13 protein-coding genes and 1 tRNA gene are annotated in these 17,729 nt (G+C 69.9%); 8 read left to right on the forward strand and 6 right to left on the reverse strand.

Annotated features, from left to right (window positions below; translation table 11 throughout):
- Nucleotides 1-186: 186 nt before the first annotated feature.
- Nucleotides 187-684 carry a DUF427 domain-containing protein gene (locus LQF12_RS03285; protein ID WP_231054575.1) on the reverse strand — a complete coding sequence of 166 codons (498 nt, stop codon included), beginning with the start codon at nt 682-684 and terminating at the stop codon, nt 187-189.
- A 25-nt stretch (nt 685-709) separates the two neighbouring features.
- The gene (locus LQF12_RS03290) at nt 710-1,582 is read right to left on the reverse strand and encodes a UbiA family prenyltransferase (protein WP_231054576.1); all 873 of its coding nucleotides are present in this window, start codon (nt 1,580-1,582) and stop codon (nt 710-712) included.
- Between the two features lie 17 nt (nt 1,583-1,599).
- Here LQF12_RS03290 and LQF12_RS03295 point away from each other — a divergent pair, with 17 nt between their 5' ends.
- The 4 genes from LQF12_RS03295 (at nt 1,600) to LQF12_RS03310 (ending at nt 7,156) form a co-directional block, all read left to right on the forward strand.
- Nucleotides 1,600-2,676, forward strand: coding sequence for a type III polyketide synthase (locus tag LQF12_RS03295; protein ID WP_231054577.1), 1,077 nt, complete (start codon nt 1,600-1,602; stop codon nt 2,674-2,676).
- A 5-nt stretch (nt 2,677-2,681) separates the two neighbouring features.
- Nucleotides 2,682-3,209: an isoprenylcysteine carboxyl methyltransferase family protein gene (locus LQF12_RS03300; protein WP_231054578.1), complete on the forward strand. Its 528-nt coding sequence runs from the start codon at nt 2,682-2,684 to the stop codon at nt 3,207-3,209.
- The gene (locus LQF12_RS03305; protein WP_290370725.1) at nt 3,206-4,243 is read left to right on the forward strand and encodes an NAD(P)/FAD-dependent oxidoreductase; all 1,038 of its coding nucleotides are present in this window, start codon (nt 3,206-3,208) and stop codon (nt 4,241-4,243) included. The genes LQF12_RS03300 and LQF12_RS03305 overlap by 4 nt, the downstream gene beginning before the upstream one ends.
- Before the next feature lie 99 nt (nt 4,244-4,342).
- Nucleotides 4,343-7,156, forward strand: a complete 2,814-nt coding sequence (locus tag LQF12_RS03310; RefSeq protein WP_231054579.1) for a discoidin domain-containing protein — start codon at nt 4,343-4,345, stop codon at nt 7,154-7,156.
- Here the strand turns inward: LQF12_RS03310 and LQF12_RS03315 are convergent.
- Both LQF12_RS03315 and LQF12_RS03320 read right to left on the reverse strand, forming a co-directional pair.
- Nucleotides 7,098-8,045, reverse strand: a complete 948-nt coding sequence (locus LQF12_RS03315) for a MurR/RpiR family transcriptional regulator (RefSeq protein ID WP_290370726.1) — start codon at nt 8,043-8,045, stop codon at nt 7,098-7,100. The genes LQF12_RS03310 and LQF12_RS03315 overlap by 59 nt on opposite strands.
- A 71-nt stretch (nt 8,046-8,116) precedes the next feature.
- On the reverse strand, nt 8,117-9,202 hold the full coding sequence (locus LQF12_RS03320; protein WP_231054581.1) for a DNA glycosylase AlkZ-like family protein: 1,086 nt from the start codon (nt 9,200-9,202) through the stop codon (nt 8,117-8,119).
- A gap of 97 nt (nt 9,203-9,299) precedes the next feature.
- Between LQF12_RS03320 and ligD the strand changes: the two genes are divergently transcribed.
- Together ligD and LQF12_RS03330 are read left to right on the forward strand one after the other, a co-directional pair.
- Nucleotides 9,300-10,226: a non-homologous end-joining DNA ligase gene (gene ligD / locus LQF12_RS03325; RefSeq protein ID WP_231054582.1), complete on the forward strand. Its 927-nt coding sequence runs from the start codon at nt 9,300-9,302 to the stop codon at nt 10,224-10,226.
- A 67-nt stretch (nt 10,227-10,293) separates the two neighbouring features.
- On the forward strand, nt 10,294-11,256 hold the full coding sequence (locus LQF12_RS03330; protein ID WP_231054583.1) for a bile acid:sodium symporter family protein: 963 nt from the start codon (nt 10,294-10,296) through the stop codon (nt 11,254-11,256).
- 12 nt (nt 11,257-11,268) lie between these two features.
- Here LQF12_RS03330 and LQF12_RS03335 read toward each other — a convergent pair whose 3' ends face one another.
- Nucleotides 11,269-12,573 (reverse strand): FtsX-like permease family protein, encoded by a 1,305-nt coding sequence (locus LQF12_RS03335; protein WP_231054584.1) that lies wholly within the window; start codon nt 12,571-12,573, stop codon nt 11,269-11,271.
- Nucleotides 12,570-13,295, reverse strand: a complete 726-nt coding sequence (locus LQF12_RS03340; protein WP_231054585.1) for an ABC transporter ATP-binding protein — start codon at nt 13,293-13,295, stop codon at nt 12,570-12,572. The genes LQF12_RS03335 and LQF12_RS03340 overlap by 4 nt, the downstream gene beginning before the upstream one ends.
- Nucleotides 13,296-13,514: 219 nt before the next feature.
- Between LQF12_RS03340 and LQF12_RS03345 the strand changes: the two genes are divergently transcribed.
- Together LQF12_RS03345 and LQF12_RS03350 are read left to right on the forward strand one after the other, a co-directional pair.
- Nucleotides 13,515-13,587 (forward strand) — tRNA-Arg (locus LQF12_RS03345).
- A 1,353-nt stretch (nt 13,588-14,940) separates the two neighbouring features.
- A complete protein-coding gene (locus LQF12_RS03350; protein WP_231054586.1) occupies nt 14,941-17,514 on the forward strand; it encodes an alginate lyase family protein in 2,574 nt (857 codons plus the stop codon).
- The last annotated feature ends 215 nt before the right edge of the window (nt 17,515-17,729 follow it).

Consider the following 17,729-nt stretch of genomic DNA (forward strand, 5'->3'; position numbering starts at 1 on the left):
GAGCCGAATGCCACGTCCAGGTCCACGCCCGTCCTCACCGGCGCCGGGTCGGGTGGACGCCTGTGACGAGGCTAACCGAGTCCTCCGGAATCGGCGCTCCGGCCGATGATCACCGTGAGGAAGGGTGTGGTTTCCCACCGCCAGGGCTGCTCCGGCATGGGGCCCCGACGCGACAGCGGGAGGGCGTCACCATCCCATCGATCCCGGCTCACCCTTGAAGGGCCCCGCCACCGAGGACGTGACCCAGCCGCCGTAGAACTGGCCCGGCTGTGGTCGGACGACTTCCCCGGCCACGGTGCACTCGTCCATCCCCTGGGCGTAGACGGCGACGCGGTCGGCGAGTGCCTCGTAGCCGGGGTTCGGGCGGGGATAGGTCCAGGCCGCGGCGAGGCGGGTCTGCCCGCCGCCGTGCACGTCGAAGTAGCGGGCTGCGCCCTTGAACTCGCAGAACGACGAGCCCTCGCCGGCTGTCAGCACACCTTCGCCGAACGCGCTGATCGGCAGGTAGTACACCGGCGGATGGCTGGTCTCGAGCGCGCTCACCGCATCCTGCGTGGTGGCGATCAGTTCGCCACCGAGGGTGATCGTGACGAGACCGTCGACGCCTCGCACGCGCGGCGGGCGCGGATAATCCCAGACGCTCTCCTGCCCGGGGCCGACCGGATCGGGCCGTGGATGTCTCATGCGGTCAGGCTAGCCCGCCGGCCCCTCACGCGCCCTCGGCCACCTCGGGTGCGGCCAGCACCAGCAGCAGGACGCAGACCGCCGCCACCGCCATGCTCAGCGAGAACGGCATCCGGCTGCGTGGTCGCGTGCGCGCCACGACGCCCGCGGCCACCGCCAGCACCAGGGCCACACCGGCTCCGCCCCACACCAGCGCTCCGGGCTGCCGGTCCGGGCCGAGCACCACGACCGCCGTGGCAGTGACCAGCACCACCGGCGCCAGCAGCCGCGATGCCGCCGGCCCGATCCGGTGCGGCAGGCCCCGCACCCCCGTGCGGCGATCATCCTCCAGGTCGGGCAGGGTGTTGGCGACGTGCGCACCCACGCCGAGCAACGCCGTCGCCCCGATCGCCCACGGGGCGGTGCCGGCCGGAGGCAGGCACGCGAGCACCACGAACATCGGCAGCAGACCGAAGGAGAGCGCATACGGCAGCCACGACAGCGGCGTCGACTTCAGCAGTAGGTTGTAGCTCCAGGCGCTGGCCACCGCGGCCAGATGCACCGCGCCCGGTACCCACCCGGTCGCCAGCGAGAGCACCACGCACGCCAGCAGCGCCGCCAGTGCGCACCGCCGGAGCACGGTCACCGAGACCGCACCGGTGACCACGGGCTTGTCCGGGCGCGCAGTGACCCGGTCGCGGCCGGCGTCGATCCAGTCGTTGGACCAGCCCACCGAGAGCTGGCCGGCCAGGACGGCCAGCGTCACCAGCACGACGGCGCCCGCCGAGGCCCCGATCCCCACGGCGAACGCGGTGGCGAGCAGGGTGACCAGCACCACCGGGCCGGGGTGGCTGGCTGCGAGCAACCCGGCCCAGCGAGGCCGGCGGGTGGCGTCATCGCAGTGCGTGCTCGGTTCCACGATGACACGATGTCACGATGGTGCACCTGCTGGCCGTCGGCCGCGCTCTTCCCGGCGATCCGCATCCGCAGCAGGAGATCACCGACGCGATCGGCTCGATGCTGACCGGGGATCCGGTCCGCCTGCGCGCCCTGCACCGCCTGCACGCCGCGACGGGGGTGCGCAGCAGGCACCTCGCGCTGCCCCTCGAGGAGTACGGCTCGCTCACCTCCTTCGGCCAGGCCAACGACGCCTTCATCCGCGAGGGCACCGCACTGGCCGAGCAGGCCTGCCGGGCGGCGCTGGACGCGGCGCACCTGGAACCCGCCGCGTGCGACGTCCTCGTGTCCACCTCGGTGACCGGCATCGCCGTACCCTCGATCGACGTCGGGCTCGTCGCCACCCTCGGACTGCGATCGGACCTGCGCCGCATGCCCTCCTTCGGGCTGGGGTGCGCCGGCGGCGCCGCCTCCCTCGCGCAGCTGCGCGACTACCTCCTCGGCCACCCCGGCCACGCCGGCATGCTGGTCTCGGTGGAGCTGTGCTCGCTGACCATCCAGCGCGGCGACGATTCCACCGCGAACCTGGTCGCGAGCGGACTCTTCGGCGATGGCGCCGCCGCCGTGGTGATGGTGGGCGACGAGCACCCGATGGCCGGTGCGCCGGAGAGCATCGAGGTGGTCGATGCCGCGAGCGCGCTCTACCCCGGCACCACCGAGCAGCTCGGCTGGCGCATCAGCGAGACCGGGTTCTCCATCCTGCTCTCCCCGGGCCTGCCGGACTCCGTCGCCAAGCACCTCGCCGGTGACGTCGACGCCCTGCTCACCATGCACGGGCTGACGCGCGCCGACGTCGCAGCCTGGGTGGTGCACGCCGGTGGCCCGCGGATCTTCGACGCGGTCGGTGACGCCCTCGACCTGGCCGACGGCGAGCTCGACCTCAGCCGGGCGTCGCTGGCGGCGGTGGGCAACCTCTCCTCCTCCTCGGTGCTGCACGTGCTCGCCGACACCCTCGAACGCGGCCGGCCCGGGCCGGGTGACTACGCTGTGCTCATGGCTTTCGGCCCCGGTGTCACCGCCGAGCTCGTGCTGCTGCGACGCCCGGAGCGAGGGTGAACCCGATGATGGCGATCTTCGTCGCCGTCATCGCCGCCACTGCGTTGGAGCGGGTGCTCGAACTCATCGTCTCGGCCCGGAACGCGCGATGGGCGTTCGACCGCGGTGGCGTGGAGTCCGGGCGCGGGCACTTCCCGGCCATGGTGGCCCTGCACACCGCGCTGCTGATCGGCGCCGTGGCGGAGGTGTGGATCGCCGACCGGCCCTTCCTCCCCGCCCTCGGCTGGGCGGCGCTCGCGGCCGTGGTGGCCGGCCAGACGCTGCGGTGGTGGTGCATCACCAGCCTGGGCCCGCGGTGGAATACCCGGATCATCGTGGTGCCGGACCTGCCGCTAATCACCCGCGGCCCCTACCGCTGGTTCAGTCACCCTAATTACGTGGCCGTCGTCCTCGAGGGGATCGCCCTGCCGCTCGTGCACACCGCCTGGGTCACTGCGATCGCCTTCACCGTGCTCAACGCGATCCTGCTGCTCGGTTTCCGGATCCCCGCCGAGGAGCGGGCACTGGCAGGCCCGGCCGGTCACCGGCCGTGACCGGGCCGCAGGAGCGCACCGACGTCCTGATCATGGGAGGCGGGCCGGTCGGCCTGGCCGCCGCGATCGAGGCCCGCCGCGCCGGGTGGGAGGTGATCGTGCTCGAACCGCGGACCGGGCCCATCGACAAGGCGTGCGGGGAGGGTCTGATGCCCGGCGCGCTCGCCGGCCTGCGCCGGCTGGGCGTGGACCCCGCGGGCCATGTGCTGGCCGGCATCAGCTATCGCGACGGCCGCCGGGTCGTCGACCACCGGTTCCGGACGGGACCGGGCCGCGGGGTGCGGCGCACCACCCTGCACGCGGCGATGCGGGAACGGGCCACCGAGCTGGGCGTGCAGATCCGCTCCACGAAGGCCGAGAGCATCGAGCAGGACAGCCAGAGTGTGCGCGCCGCCGGTGTCTCGGCCCGGTGGCTGCTGGCGTGCGACGGCCTGCACTCGACGGCCCGCCGGCTCTGCGGGCTCGAGATCGCCGGCACCGGAGACCGCCGGTTCGGGCTGCGCCGCCACTTCCGCGTGCGCCCGTGGAGCGATCTGGTCGAGGTGCACTGGGGCGCCGGCGTGGAGGCCTACGTGACGCCGGTGGCCGAGGACGTCGTCGGGGTTGCGCTGCTCGGGGGCCGGGGCATGGACTTCGACGCCAGGGTGGGCGAGATCGACGAGCTCGCCGGCAGGCTGTCCGCCGCCGAGCCGCTCGGCGCGGTGCGGGGGGCGGGGCCGCTACGCCAACGCTCCCGACGGCGGGTGGCCGGCCGGGTCCGCCTGGTCGGGGACGCCTCCGGTTACGTGGACGCCCTCACGGGCGAGGGCCTCAGCGTCGGGCTCGCGCAGGCGCGGGTAGCGGTGGACACCCTCGACGCCGGCCCGCAGGCCTACGAGCAGGCCTGGGCCCGCGCGACCCGGGATTATCGCGTGCTCACCGGGGGCCTCGTGCGTTGGGCGACCTCGCCCGCGCGGCCCGCGATCGTGCCGGTGGCGGCCGCCCTCCCGGGTCTCTACGGGGCGATCGTGGAGCGGCTCGCCCACCGAGCATGAAATACGCTTTCAGGCTATTGACACTTCAGTGGAAGTCTCACTAACGTCGGGGCACACGGTGGCAGCGATGCCGCGAGCCCATGCACAGAGGAGAAAGTCATGCGGGATCATCCCCGGCGGTCCGGTTCGAGGCGAGCGGCAGCAGCCGGCGTGATCCTTGCTCTCGTGGGCTCTCTGCTGACCGCTCTCGCGGTCCCCGCGTTCGCGGCGCCGGACCCGACGTCGGTGGAGTCCTACGCACCCGAGGGAACCGCGAACCTCGCCCCGGCCGGCCTCGTCACGGTGAGCAGCTCCCAGGGCGGCGCCTCGCCCGCCATCCTCAACGACGGCGCCTCGGGCCACCCGGAGCTGGGTGTCTGGGTCGCCGACGAGACCGGCGTCGACGCCGGTGGATGGGTCCAGCTCGACCTGCCGCGCGAGTCCGAGCTCTCCCGCGTCGTCGTCTTCCCGCGGGGCGACCCGGGGTTCTACGGCTTCTACTACCCGATCGACTTCACCGTCAGCGTGCTCGACGCCGAAGGGGAGACCGTCGCCGAGGAGCGCGTCGTCCACGACGACAGCCCGGAGGCGGTCGTCACCGAGCCCGATGTCGTCGACTTCGACGAGCCGGTCACCGGTGTCGCAGTCCGTATCGACGTGACGACCAGGCAGTCCCGGGAGGGCGGGATCCTGCAGTTCTCCGAGATCGCCGCCTTCGGTGTCGCGCAGGACGGGCCCGACTACCAGCCGGTCGGCACCGACAACCTCTCGGTGACCTCCTCGGTGATCGCCTCCTCCAGCTATGAGCAGCCGGGGGAGTCCTGGGCGGCACGCTTCGCCATCGACGGTGACACCGCACGGACCAGCGGGTGGAGCACCGACCCCTACGCGCGCGTCCAGGACCCGAGCACCAGCGCCAGCCTGCAGCTGCAGCTGCAGTGCGAGTCGGATCTGTCCCGCGTGGTCGTCTTCCCCCGGGAGAAGTCCTTCCCCCGCGACTACCGCATCCAGATCTCCGACGACGCCTCCACCTGGACGACCGTGGCCGAGAGCCTGGAGAACGCGCCGGACGAGTCCGAGCCGCAGGTCTTCGACCTGGCGGGCGAGCCCACGGCCCGCTACGTGCGGCTGTTCGTGGACACCCGCAACGGCCCCGCCGGCGTGGACGGCTACCTCGTCCAGCTCGCCGAGATCGCCGTCTACGGTCAGGGCGGGAGCTGCGTGAACCAGGTCAAGCCGGCGCTGCTGCTGGAGCCGGGAACCAGCGACGACACCTGGTTCGCCGACACCACCGAGGACGCGGCGTACGAGGTCTCCTCCTCGGCGCCGGAGGTCGCCACGGTCGCTGCCGATGGCACGATAACCGCGGTCGCGCCCGGTGAGGCGACCATCACCCTGACCACCGGCGAGACCACTCTGAGCGTGCCGGTCGAGGTGGCCGAGAACGTCGAACGCATCGGTGACGACTTCGCCATCACCGTCTTCTGGGCGCCGCTGCCCGAGTACGTCAACGACGAGCAGTACGACTACCTGGCCGACGCCGGGATCGACATCGTGCAGGCCTCGCAGCTGACCGCCACCCGGGAGGTCAACCTGGAGATGGCTCGCCTCTCGCACGAGCGCGGGATGCAGACCATCGTCCAGGACCAGGCCGCCACCGGGTCGTTCACCACCTGGTCGGAGCAGGAGGCGGGGGAGTGGGCACAGACCTACACCAACGTGCCCGGTGTGGGTGGCTTCTACCTCATCGACGAACCGGCGGACGCGACGCGGTACGCCACTGCGTTCAACGGGATCCGCGATGCGGCGCCGGAGTACTACCCCCACCTCAACTTCTTCCCGTACGGCTACTACGGGGGCGCCGACCAGAACGACGCGGCGATGCGGGCCTGGCTGGACGCGACCGCGCCGCACGCGATCGACGAGCCCGACTACCTGATGTACGACCTCTATCCCTTCCTGATCGAGGGGACGAACTTCGAGGGCCTGTTCACCAACCTCGACACCGTGCGCGAGGTGGGCCTGGAGTACGACATCAAGACGGCCATGTACCTGCAGAGCGTGGGGATCCCGGGCGCCTACCGGCGCACCAACCCCACCGAGATCACCTACGAGGCGAACCTCGCCATGGCGTACGGGTACAAGCAGCTGTCCTACTTCACCTGGTGGACCCCGACCGATCGGGGCGAGCCGTTCACCGATGCGATCATGACGGCGGACGGTCAGCCGACCGACCTGTACGAGCCGGTCCAGGACCTGAACGCGCAGATCCATGCCCTCGGTCCGACCCTGATGCGCCTGGACGCGCAGGAGGTCTACCTCGCCGGCGCCACCTACGGGCAGCAGCCCGTGCCGGAGGACTTCTTCGTCCAGCCACAGAGCGAGGGCGATCTCGTGCTCTCGCACATGGTCGACCGGACCAACGAGGACGAGTACCTGTTCGTGGTCAACAACAGCTTCACCGACGGCCAGGACGCGGCCCTCGCCTTCGAGGATCCGGCCACCCGCCTGCAGGAGGTGAGCCGCGTCGACGGCTCGCTGGGTGAGATCGTCTCGGTCGCCGGTGACGGCGAGGGTGCGTCCGGTCTGCTGGAGCGGGAGCTGCAGCCGGGTGAGGGCGTGCTCTACCGGATCGCCACCGACGACCCGATCGACCCGGTGGACCCGGACCCGACCGACCCGCCGACCGAGGAGCCCACGGACGAGCCGACGGACGACCCGACTCCGGACCCGACCGAGGAGCCCACCGATCCGGCGGGCGAGGCGCCGACCGACGAGGAGACCCCCGGCAGCAACGCCGGCGAGGGATCCGACGGCGGGCTGCCCGTCACGGGCGCGCAGGGCCCCTGGGCGCTGGTGGCCCTGGCCGCGATGGTCATGGCCGGGGGCGCGTTGCTGGTCCGCCGGGCGCGGGCTTGGCACCCAGCCGGGTGACAGCCTCCTGGGCCCGGCGCGCGTGCTCGCGTGAGCGCGCCGGGTCGTGCCAGGAGACGAGCAGGTAGAGCAGGTCGGCCGCGAAGACCTGGGTGTGGGAGGCGGTGAGCTGGCCCAGGTCGCGGTAGTCGTCCGGTGGTGCGGTCCGGATGAGGAGGTCGGCCAGCTCGGCGAGCGGGGAGCGATGGTCGCTGGTGATCGCGATCGTCGCCGCCCCGGCCTCGCGCGCCATGGTCAGCATCTCGATGGTCTGCGAGGTCACGCCCGAGTTCGAGACCCCGACGGCCACCGCCGACGCGTCCAGGCAGGCCGCGCTCATCACGCCCATGTGCAGGTCGGACCAGCCGCGGGCGTTGATGCCGACCTGGAACAGGCGCTCCACGAGGCCCCCGGCCACCGACCCCGACCCGCCGACCCCGTAGACGTCCACCCGGGAGCTCTCGGCGATCAGCCGGGCGGCCTCCCGGACGTGACGCAGGTCGATCAGGTCCGCGGAGGCCTGCAGCGCCTGGACGTGGGTGGACAGGAAGGTGCGCAGCAGCTCCTTGTCCTCCATGTCGGGATGAACCATCGCCCCCGGCTCACCGGCGAGGCCGTCCTGAGCCACCGATCGCCCGACGTCGGCCGCGGCACCGACGCGCAGCTGCAGGTACCCGCCGTAGCCCAGCACCTTGCAGAACCGGCTCAGGGTCGGTGGGGAGACGCCGGCGCGGGCCGCCAGGCCCGAGCTCGAGAGGTTGATCGGCAGCTCCGGGTTCTCGAGCAGCAACGTGGCGAGGCTGGCCATACCACGGCTCAGGCGCGGTCGGGCGGCCTGCAGCCGTGCCCGCAGTCCGAAGTCGGCCGGGAAGGTGGATGTGTCGTCGTCAGAACCCTGTGGAATCCCCATTCTCGAAAGTTTTCCATTCCTGAAAGGGATTTTCAACAACCGCCGTGGCCCCGTCCGGCTCCGCGGCCGGGTCAGCCCTCCTCGACCAGCAGAGGGCGCCCGAGGACCTGGGCGAGCTCCTCCGCCGCGAGGGTGAGGGGGGCCGACGAGTCCGGGGCGTCGAACCAGTGAACACGAATCACGTCCGCGTTGACTGTCCAGGTTCCCTGCACGCGTCCGCCGACGAGAACGAGGTTCGAGCCGCGGGTCGCGGCCTGGCGATGCGCGGCGGGCACGATATGGGTATCGGAGGTGCCGGCGCCGAGAACCCACTGATCCGCACCGGGCAGGAGCACGATCCGGTCGGACGCCTCGGCACCGGTGATCGCTTCCGCGTCCTCGGCCACGCACAGCGCCTCCTCACCGCCGACCGTGATCGTGGCCACGCCGGCGTCCGGGCTCGTGAGCCAGGTCTCGATGCGTCGTCGGCCGGCACTGAGACCCTCCCCGAGCCAGTAGTGGAGCCTGTCCCGCGTCGCGGGCCCGTAGGCGGCGAGGTAGGCCCGGATGGCCAGCGGGCCGGCCTCATCGAGCTCTACGAGACCGGTCCAACCGGGAAGTGACTCCAGCAGCTGGAACCTCAGCACGCCGTCGGACGGGCGCAGGCACAGGTCGCCCTGCCAGCCGAACGGTTTGAGCAGGGTGTGGGACGTGCTCGTGAACCCCTCCGCCAGGTGTCGATAGGCGGGATCGGCAGTGACGGCGGCCGCCAGCTCCTGCTGAGTGAGCGGGCCCTCAGCCAACGCCTCGCGCACCGTCGCTCGCAGCCGGGGCCAGTCCTCGGGCTCGAGACGATAGTGCTCGCGCCAGCTGGAGCGTTCCCATTGCCGGCCGGCACAGCGCAGCGACAGGTGGATCGACGCCGAGGCCGGGGTCATCACGTGCGTCGTTCCACGGAACGCATAGGTGGCGATGAGGCGTTGCTGGGCCAAGGCCGCGGCCGGGTCGCCGTGCGCCGGCTGCGCCAGGCGGAGTCCGATCGCGGTTGCCGCGTCTCCCGACCAGGACGGCACAGCGATCAGCCGGTCAACGACCGCCTCGACGCTCCCGGCGCGCTCCTCGCCGAGGTAGTGCCGTCGCAGTCGCCAACCGAGCGCGGCGGCCCAGGTCGTGGCCATGCGGCGAGCCTATCGCCGGACCCGTGGCGGTGACATGCGGGCTGACCTGAGCCATCCCGGAGTGTGCGCCGCGGTCGCGCCCCGCTACCGTGAGCTCATGGCCGAGGACGCCGTCGAGCTCTCCGTGGGCGAGCGCACTGTGCGCATCTCCCACCCGGACCGGGTGATGTTCCCCGCCCGCGGGGAGACCAAGCTCGACCTCGCGCACTACTACTGCGCCGTCGCCGAGGGCATCACCCGCGCCCTGCGTGAGCGCCCCTGCATGCTGCACCGTTACCCCACCGGGGTGAGCGGGGAGAAGGTGCACCAGAAGCGGTTGCCGCACGGGGCGCCGTCGTGGGTGGAGACGGTGCCCATCTACTTCCCGCGCTTCCAGCGCACGGTGCCCGAGCTCTGCGTCACCGAGCCGGCGGCGGTGATCTGGGCGGTGCAGATGGGCACGGTGGAGCTGCACCCCTGGAACTCCCGGCGCGGCCACGTCGAGGAGCCGGACGAGTGGCGCATCGATCTCGACCCGATGCCGGACTGTCCCTTCGACCGGGTGCGCCGGACCGCCCACGTGGTCCACGAGATCCTCGACGAGCTCGGCATCACCGGCTACCCCAAGACCTCCGGTGGGTCCGGCCTGCACGTCTACGTACGCATCGAGCCCCGATGGGGCTTCGAGCAGGTCAGGACGGCGGCCCTCGCCTTCGCCCGGGAGGTCGCCCGCCGTGCGCCGTCGGAGGTGACCACGGCCTGGTGGCGCAAGGACCGGGACCCGGCGGCGGTGTTCGTGGACTACAACCAGAACTCCCGCGATCACACCATCGCGGCGGCCTACTCCGTGCGCGGCAACCGCGAGGCGACCGTGTCCACCCCGATCGGCTGGGACGAGATCGACGACGTCGAGCCCCGCGAGCTCACCCTGGCCACCGTGCCGGAGCGGTTCGCGCGGCTGGGCGATCTGCACGCCGGCATCGACAATGTGGCGTACTCGATCGAGACGCTGCTGGAGTGGGCCGAGCGGGACGAGCAGTCCTGACACACGCTCGTCATCCGTGCCCGGATACTGTGTCGATCATGCGTGTTGATCTCCGGGCGCCTGCACTGTGAGCCGCCTCCGCAGGATCTGGTCGGCCATCGACCCGTTCGTCCTGCTCATCCTCGCCGCGCTCGTCCTCGGGCTGGTGCTGCCGCTCCCCGAGCCCGCGCTCGACGCCGTCACGACGGTCGGCGACGTCGCGATCATCCTGCTCTTCGGGGTCTACGGGATGCGGCTGCGCACCACCGAGGTGCTGGGCTCGCTGCGCAACTGGCGGCTGCAGGGCGGCATCCTGGCCTCGACCTACCTGATCTTCCCGGCACTGGGGCTGCTGCTCTCCTGGGCCGTCACGCCACTGGTCGGGGCGGCGCTCGCGGCCGGGCTGCTCTACCTGAGCCTGCTGCCCTCCACCGTGCAGTCCTCGGTGGCCTTCGTCTCCATCGCCCGGGGCAACGTGGCCGGGGCGATCAGCGCGGCCACGATCTCCAACGTGGTGGGGATGGTGGCCACGCCGCTGCTGGTGCTGTGGCTGATGGGGGCCTCCGGAGCCGCCGGCATGGGAGGGTTGCGCTCGGTGCTGCTGCAGCTGCTGCTGCCGTTCGTGGTCGGCCAGCTCCTGCAGCCGTTCCTCGGGGACTGGGTGCGCGCCCACCGGCCCATCACCCTGGTGCTCGACCGGGCGACCATCACCCTGCTGGTGCTCGGTGCCGTGGCCTCGGCCACGGCCGACGGCGTCTGGCAGGAGGTCTCCGCCGTCATGCTGGTGGCCCTGCTCGGGGTGAGCGGACTCCTGCTGGCCGTACTGCTGGCGATCACGTGGTGGGGCGGCAAGGGGCTGGGCCTGGACGTCCCGGACCGGATCGCGCTGCTGATGGCCGGGTCGAAGAAGTCCCTCGCGACCGGGCTGCCGATGGCGCTGGTGCTCTTCCCGGCCGCGGCTGCTGCCACCATCGCGGTCCCGGTGATCATCTTCCACCAGCTCCAGCTCGTGGTGTGCGCGGGCCTCGCCCGGCGCCTGGCCGCCCGCTGATCGGCGCGGCGCTCACACGAGCACTATGCGCACCACCCGCCCGGCGGCCACGGCGCCGAGGAGGACCAGTGCGCAGGCGCCGGCCACGCTCAGCGCGAACTGGATCAGCACGGGAACCGAGGACAGGAACGCGAAGCCGAGTGCCGGGAGCATGAACACCAGGGCGCTGGCAGTGGCCAGACCCACGGCTGCGGCGAGCGGGATGACCGTCTCCTGCAGCCGGGCGGTGGTCAGCACCTTGCGATCCGTGCCCGCCAGCCGCGGCGCCCGGTACTCACCGGCCTGGTCGATCACCCGCCCTGCCTGCATCACGCCGGTGGAGACGGCGGCCACCAGGCCGGCGATGGCGAGGGTGAGGAATCCGCCGGTCGACATATCGCGGCTGAACTGGTCCTGCTGGTCGCCGAACATGGCGGCGACGGCCGTCATCCCGGCGATGAATGTCGCCAGTGCCACCCCGCCGACGCTGCGCCACGCGGTCTGCGGGGAGTCGATGATGCGACGGGCCGCGATCAGCGTGGCAGGCGTGCGGGCGCGCCAGGCAGCGAAGCGCCCGATCAGCCCCATGACCCACGGCCCGAGCAGGTTCATCATCGCGAACCCGCCGACGACGAGCGTCACCATCACGCCCAGCCCGGCCAGGCCGCTGCCCCAGAGGGCTGCGAAGGCGAGGCCGAAGACGACCAGCGGCACCACCCGGGACCAGTGCAGCGGGCTCGGCGAGGTCCGTGCGGCCACCCCGAGCGGGGTGATCGCGACCTTGCGCAGGCTGGCGCCCGCGGAGAACAGCGCGACCGATCCGACGACGCCGATCACTGCGAGCAGGACCCACCAGGGCGGCACGAGCTCGCCGTAGCTGAACGGGTCGCCCTGGAAGGAGACCGGCAGCACCAGTGGGATCAGGGCGAACGTGCCCGCGGTCCCGATCAGCGCACCCAGCAGGGCCTGACCGGTGGCGTCGAGAATGGTCAGCAGCGAGACCTGACCGGTGGTGGCGCCGGCCAGTCGCAGAGCTGCCAGCCGTTCGTCGCGGCGGGCCACCGCCAGGCGCGCTGCCGCACCGCCGAGGGTGACCAGCGGCACCATGAGCAGGGCCGAGGCGGTAGCGGCGAGGATGATGTAGAGCCCGTCATCCTCCGGCCCCACCTGGTTCTGGCCGCGATCGATGAAGGCGAACAGGCCACCGAGCACGACTCCGGCGACCGCCGTCGTCACGGCGAACGCGAGCACCGCCAGAGCCGCGGTGAGCCGCTGGGGGTCTCCGGCGCCGGCGGAGCGGCGGCGCAGCAGCAGCCAGAGGTCGAATGCGGCCCTCATCGCAGCGAAGCCCGGTCGGCGGACGTGTGCTCGCGGCGGTGCTCGGCCACGATCCGCCCGTCCTGCATCTGGACGGTGCGCTCGCACCAGCGGGCGACCTGCGGATCGTGGGTGACGACCACCAGCGCGGCGCCGGTGGCCCGGGTGGCGTCGGTGAGCACCCGGAGCACATCGTGCCCGGTCTGCTGGTCCAGCGCACCGGTCGGCTCGTCGGCGAAGACCACTCCGGGGGAGCCGACCAGCGCCCGGGCGATCGCCACGCGCTGGGCCTGTCCGCCGGAGAGCTCGCCCGGCCGGCGGGAGGCCATGCCGGCCAGCCCCAGGAAGTCCAGCCACCGGCGCGCCGTTTCGACGGCGCTCTCGCGGGGCGTGCCCCCGAGCATCAGCGGCAGGGCCGCGTTCTCCTCCGCCGGCAGCTCCGGGAGGAGCTGGCCGGACTGGAACACGAAGCCGAAGTCGGTCCGTCGCAACGCCGTGCGGGCGGCGTCGGGGAGTCCGGCGAGGTCCTGTCCCGCCCAGAGGACTTCCCCCTGGGTGGGGGTGAGTACCCCGGCCAGGCAGTGCAGCAGAGTCGTCTTGCCCGAGCCGGAGGGCCCCATGACGGCGACCGACTCACCTGGGGTGACGGTGAGGTCGACGCCGGCCAGTGCCGTGGTTGGGACGCCGGTGGTGCCGTAGGTCTTCACCAGCCGGCGGGCGGAGAGCGGGGTACGTGTGGTCATGACATCGAGCCTGCCGGGCCGGCACCTGCGCGCGCGTCGGTCGGGGGGCTGGTTCTGCGGGCGGGCGTCTCAGTCCGGGGACGGCGTCCACGTCAGCCCCTGGGGGGACGGAGGGTGCCCCGACGCCGGCGGTGCACCCCCGTGTGACGGGCGCGACAGGCGAACGATTGGCCAGCAGCCTGCGGTGGCGGTAGAGTGAATCGCGGCAAATCAGCCACTGCGCCCGTAGCTTAATGGATAGAGCATCTGACTACGGATCAGAAGGTTGGGGGTTCGAGTCCCTCCGGGCGCGCTCGTTGAGACAGCGACGATATCGGCTCCATCCGGAATACCGGGTGGAGCCGTTGTCGTACATGCTGGCAGGACTGTGCGGGCAGTGCGACCTCTCACGGGTCTCTCACGAGGTGCGCCGGGAACGCGCGTACGTTGCCCTCGAGCCACCCGATGCTGCTCGTCCCCACCTGGCCGGATACTTCGCCCCCGTCGCCACACCTGCCACCTCGCGGGTTCGGTGGCGTGTGAGGCGCTGCTGGTGGGCAAGACGGAACAGCTCGCAGAATGAGTCTCTGATGTCGACGACGTTGGGCACTACTGTGGCGTCGATCCGCGAGACTGATGGTGGGCTGGCCGGCTCGTCGCAGTTGGGCGTTGAGTTGATGCGCGCCCTGGTAGGCGCCCTGCCCCAGGGAGCCCTGAGCCCGGGATAGGTGGTCGGATCCATCGCAGCTGGCGTTGGTGCGCAGCGTCTACGACTCGAACAGGTCCCTCGTATACAAGAAGCCACTAAGGTCGGCCAGGTCCACCGAGCCAGCCCGATGGGCGTGGTCGACCTCTTCGCTTGCGTCGGGACAGGCTGCACATTCCACCGCTCCTACCAGCCCACCAAACGCCTGCGCCGTGCGGTGGCACGGTAGGCGCTGCTCGTCACCTCCGGCGGCGCGCGCAGCATCACTCAGGTCTACTGCCGTGCTGCTGCGTGGCGCGCCGATCCGCGGAGTGGACCGTAGTCGAAGGCGATGACCAACGGGATCCTCGCCGCCCTCGGTGCCGTGATCACCACCTCCACTCGTCCGGACCACGTGACGGAGAAGTACCAGACGCGGGCGCGGATTGGTCATGCGGGGCCGTTGTGCAGTGTGACCGTGTCGGGGTTGGGCTGTGCCTCACTGTCGGTGCACAGCAGTTGCCGGACGAACATAGTTATCGAAACGGTTGCGCAAGGTGCTCTCGCTTCGGTAAACTCTACCGGAGCGACCAGGCGATCAAGGGAGACGAGATGGGAGCTGACCTTCATGGCACAGGTGGGGGTTCGGGAGGCGGCATGTCCGTAGAGCTCAGAGAGCTACGCATCCTCGTCGCGGCGATTCGCTTGACGTACTTGCAAGCCTGAGGTCGACCATTGTGCGCCGGAGCGCTGACGTGTTCGTAAGTAGGCGTCAGAGCGGAGCCAATCGCGTCGAGCGTCGGTGAGAACGCGGGGTTTGCATCCGGTTGCCGCCGCCATGTCTGGGGCTTGCCACGTACTCATAGCTCCACCACGTGCCTGTCTTACGAGTGGACGGGAAGAATCGAAAATGCGTTTCCGACCTTGCGCCGAAAATGACTCAGTGAATTGCCCACGTAGGACTACAGAACAGGAACTGAGATGTCGAAAATGATGGCGCGATGGCGCTTGCTACCTCTGCTGCTCGTAGCGCTCCTCGCAGGGGCGGTGATGCCGGCCGCCGCCAGCGCTGCACCCGGCGAGGACCTATCCGACAGTTTCGAAACCTTGCAGGACCACTGGTTGCCTGTCTCTGGGAACTGGCAAGTTTCGGACGGTGCGGCTGAATCGAGTGCGGTTAATGACGAGCACGGCCACAAACTCGCTCTCTTCGGCCACCGATTGGCTGGAGATGGCGGGGTCACTGTCACTTTCGAGTTGACAGGGAAGGCTGGCACTTCGACGTGGGGCGGAGTCAGCGTGCATCGGGCTGGCGTTCTGGACGGGTACACGACATCGGGATACACGGCCTTGATTCGCCGCAACGGCGAGATGGCGATCATCAAAGCCGATGGTGGCAACGGCGTCACCTACCTAGCACGAACTGACACCGATGCACGTCCTGGAGAGGGACCCGTAAGCCTGACCTTCGAGGTCGCCGGTGACCTCCTGAGCGCGAGCGTGGCTGGTACCACAATCACAGCCACGGACTCTAGCTTTCGAGACGGGGGAGTGTCGATCTTCGCCCATCGGGATACCGTCGTGTCAGTCGCGCAGTTCGAGGCCGAGGGTCTGGCACCGGCCGACGACACGGTGCCGCTTCCGGAAGACTGTCTCCCGCCCTCTGGGGACATGACGGAGCCCGATCGGGGAGATGTACTGATCTCGGATAACCGCCTCGGGGTGATCATGAACCGCCTTGCGCAGGAGACGGGCCCCCAGGCGAGCGCTTTCGAGCGACTGATGGACGACGTTGCCGCAGACGTGGAGAGAGAGCCGTTCGCACCCTCGGTTTGGTTCGTTCCCTTCTTCTACAACGACCCTGATGGCCACCGCGAAGCGCGTGACGGGCTGCAAGAGGACGCTAACGCGGCCTATCGCCTAGCTTTGGCGTACCGACTAACCGGCGAGGCTGCCTATGGAGAGAGCGCTGCCAGCTTCGTGGAAGCGTGGACATACGACGTGGAGTGCTTCCGTACCTCGGAAGACTCCGCGCTGGCCTTCAGTTACCACTTCCCAGCGATGGTGTTTGCGGCCGACCTCCTGCGCGAAACGGAGGTTTGGAGTGCCGCGGCTGAGGCTGACTTCGCCTCGATGCTGCGTCAGCAGGCGCTCGAGATCTCTTCCGCGATCGCTGGGCGCGGAAATAATTGGGGCAACTGGGGTGTCACCCTCTCCACGGCTATCGCAGCGTATCTCGGTGACGACGACCTGATGGGTGAACAGGTCGAGAGAGCCCGAGAACATATCGAAGGCCAAATCGATGCCGATGGCCATTTGTCCGAGGAAGTGACTCGTAACGGCGGGGTCGGCGACTATGGCATCTGGTACTCGCACTTCTCTTTGCTGCCAGCTTTGCTCACTGCCGAAATCGCAGAACCGCATGGATACGATCTGTTCTCCTACGAGAATTCCCACGGTCTCAACCTCGGCGACGCTGTCGAAATTCTCGCGGGATGGGTCGAGTCCCCTGAGTCCTTTCCATACTTCGACGGGCCCGTTGAGGATTTGGCAAACGTGCGTACGATCGACTACTTGCGCGAAGTGGGCGTGAGTGCGCATAGCATGAGCCACTTCGAAATCGCAGGCAGTCGCTACGAACTTCCTGTTGTGAATCGGCTACTTGCCGTAGAACGTCCTATGACCACGATCCACGCGGCTCCGCATTTGACCCTCACTCACGGTGATATGAGCGAGCGGTCGCCCGAGTTTGATCCGCGGCTGGTAGTTTCTCCTGCGAAGGTCGACGAATCCGCTTTAGAGCGCGGTGAGGTTACCGTCACAGGCTCCGGCTTCGCTCCTGATTCGGAGGTCGTTCTTTCCGTCAATGGAACAGAAGCTGAATCCAAGCGTACCGATAATGATGGCACAGTGGTATTCGTGCTATCCGGGCCCTTGCCGATCGGCGAGCACGTAGTGGCGGTTTCTGCTGTGGAAGGCAGTGCCGAAGCGCAGCTGGAGGTCGTCGGTGATCCAGACCAGACTCCAGGTGACGTGCCCAGCGAGGAGGACCTGACGCCGGGAACTGAGGGTGGCATCGCTGTGCCCGCATCGGCGAGTGAGGGAGCTGTGATCACGGTGTCCTTCAGTGCTGACCTTGCCGGAGAGCGCGTAGAGCTCTGGATCTTCAGCCAGCCGACTTACATGGGCGCCCACACGGTGGATGCGAACGGCACGGTCTCCGTCGCCCTACCTGAAGGCATTGTTGGTGAGCGCAGGATTGCTGCCTATGGCGCGGAGCGGAACATTATCGGTTGGGATCGGATCACTGTTCGAGCCGCTGGTGGTAGCGATGGAGGCTCGGGTGATGACGGTTCCGACAATGATGCAGGCGACTCGAGCACGGATGGGCTAGGCGCCAGTGAGGAGACCTCCGAGGATGATGGGGTCGACGGCCGCGGGGATCTTGCGGAGACGGGGTTCGTCGGGGTCGGTGCTGCCATCGCGGCCATCATGGCCATCGCATCCGGCGTGATGCTGCTGAGGGTCCGGCGGCAGGCCGGAATCGGCGACTGATTCCCCAGGATGCCGGAGCTGGCTTGTGGACCTTCATGTGCGCGAGTCAGTTCCGGCTCCGTGAGCGCGAGGGTGCTTGCCGTTGCCGCACCCCCGGCCATCGACTCCTGCAGTCCTCGACCGGCATGCATGGTGATGACCTCGGTGCGGGAGTCGACGTGTGTTGGAGGGCCCCCGGCTCGACGGGAGCGACGATTCGGTGCTCGAGGCAGGGT

This window comes from Ruania suaedae (assembly GCF_021049265.1).
GTDB classification, from domain to species: domain Bacteria; phylum Actinomycetota; class Actinomycetes; order Actinomycetales; family Beutenbergiaceae; genus Ruania; species Ruania suaedae.

Excerpts from the sequence above, each read along its gene's own strand:
- LQF12_RS03285 (WP_231054575.1), bottom strand. The coding sequence starts at position 684 with ATGAGACATCCACGGCCCGATCCGGTCGGCCCCGGGCAGGAGAGCGTC.
- LQF12_RS03350 (WP_231054586.1), top strand. The coding sequence starts at position 14,941 with ATGTCGAAAATGATGGCGCGATGGCGCTTGCTACCTCTGCTGCTCGTA.
- LQF12_RS03340 (WP_231054585.1), bottom strand. The coding sequence starts at position 13,295 with ATGACCACACGTACCCCGCTCTCCGCCCGCCGGCTGGTGAAGACCTAC.
- ligD (WP_231054582.1), top strand. The coding sequence starts at position 9,300 with ATGGCCGAGGACGCCGTCGAGCTCTCCGTGGGCGAGCGCACTGTGCGC.
- LQF12_RS03295 (WP_231054577.1), top strand. The coding sequence starts at position 1,600 with ATGGTGCACCTGCTGGCCGTCGGCCGCGCTCTTCCCGGCGATCCGCAT.
- LQF12_RS03320 (WP_231054581.1), bottom strand. The coding sequence starts at position 9,202 with ATGGCCACGACCTGGGCCGCCGCGCTCGGTTGGCGACTGCGACGGCAC.
- LQF12_RS03315 (WP_290370726.1), bottom strand. The coding sequence starts at position 8,045 with ATGGGGATTCCACAGGGTTCTGACGACGACACATCCACCTTCCCGGCC.
- LQF12_RS03310 (WP_231054579.1), top strand. The coding sequence starts at position 4,343 with ATGCGGGATCATCCCCGGCGGTCCGGTTCGAGGCGAGCGGCAGCAGCC.
- LQF12_RS03335 (WP_231054584.1), bottom strand. The coding sequence starts at position 12,573 with ATGAGGGCCGCATTCGACCTCTGGCTGCTGCTGCGCCGCCGCTCCGCC.
- LQF12_RS03300 (WP_231054578.1), top strand. The coding sequence starts at position 2,682 with ATGATGGCGATCTTCGTCGCCGTCATCGCCGCCACTGCGTTGGAGCGG.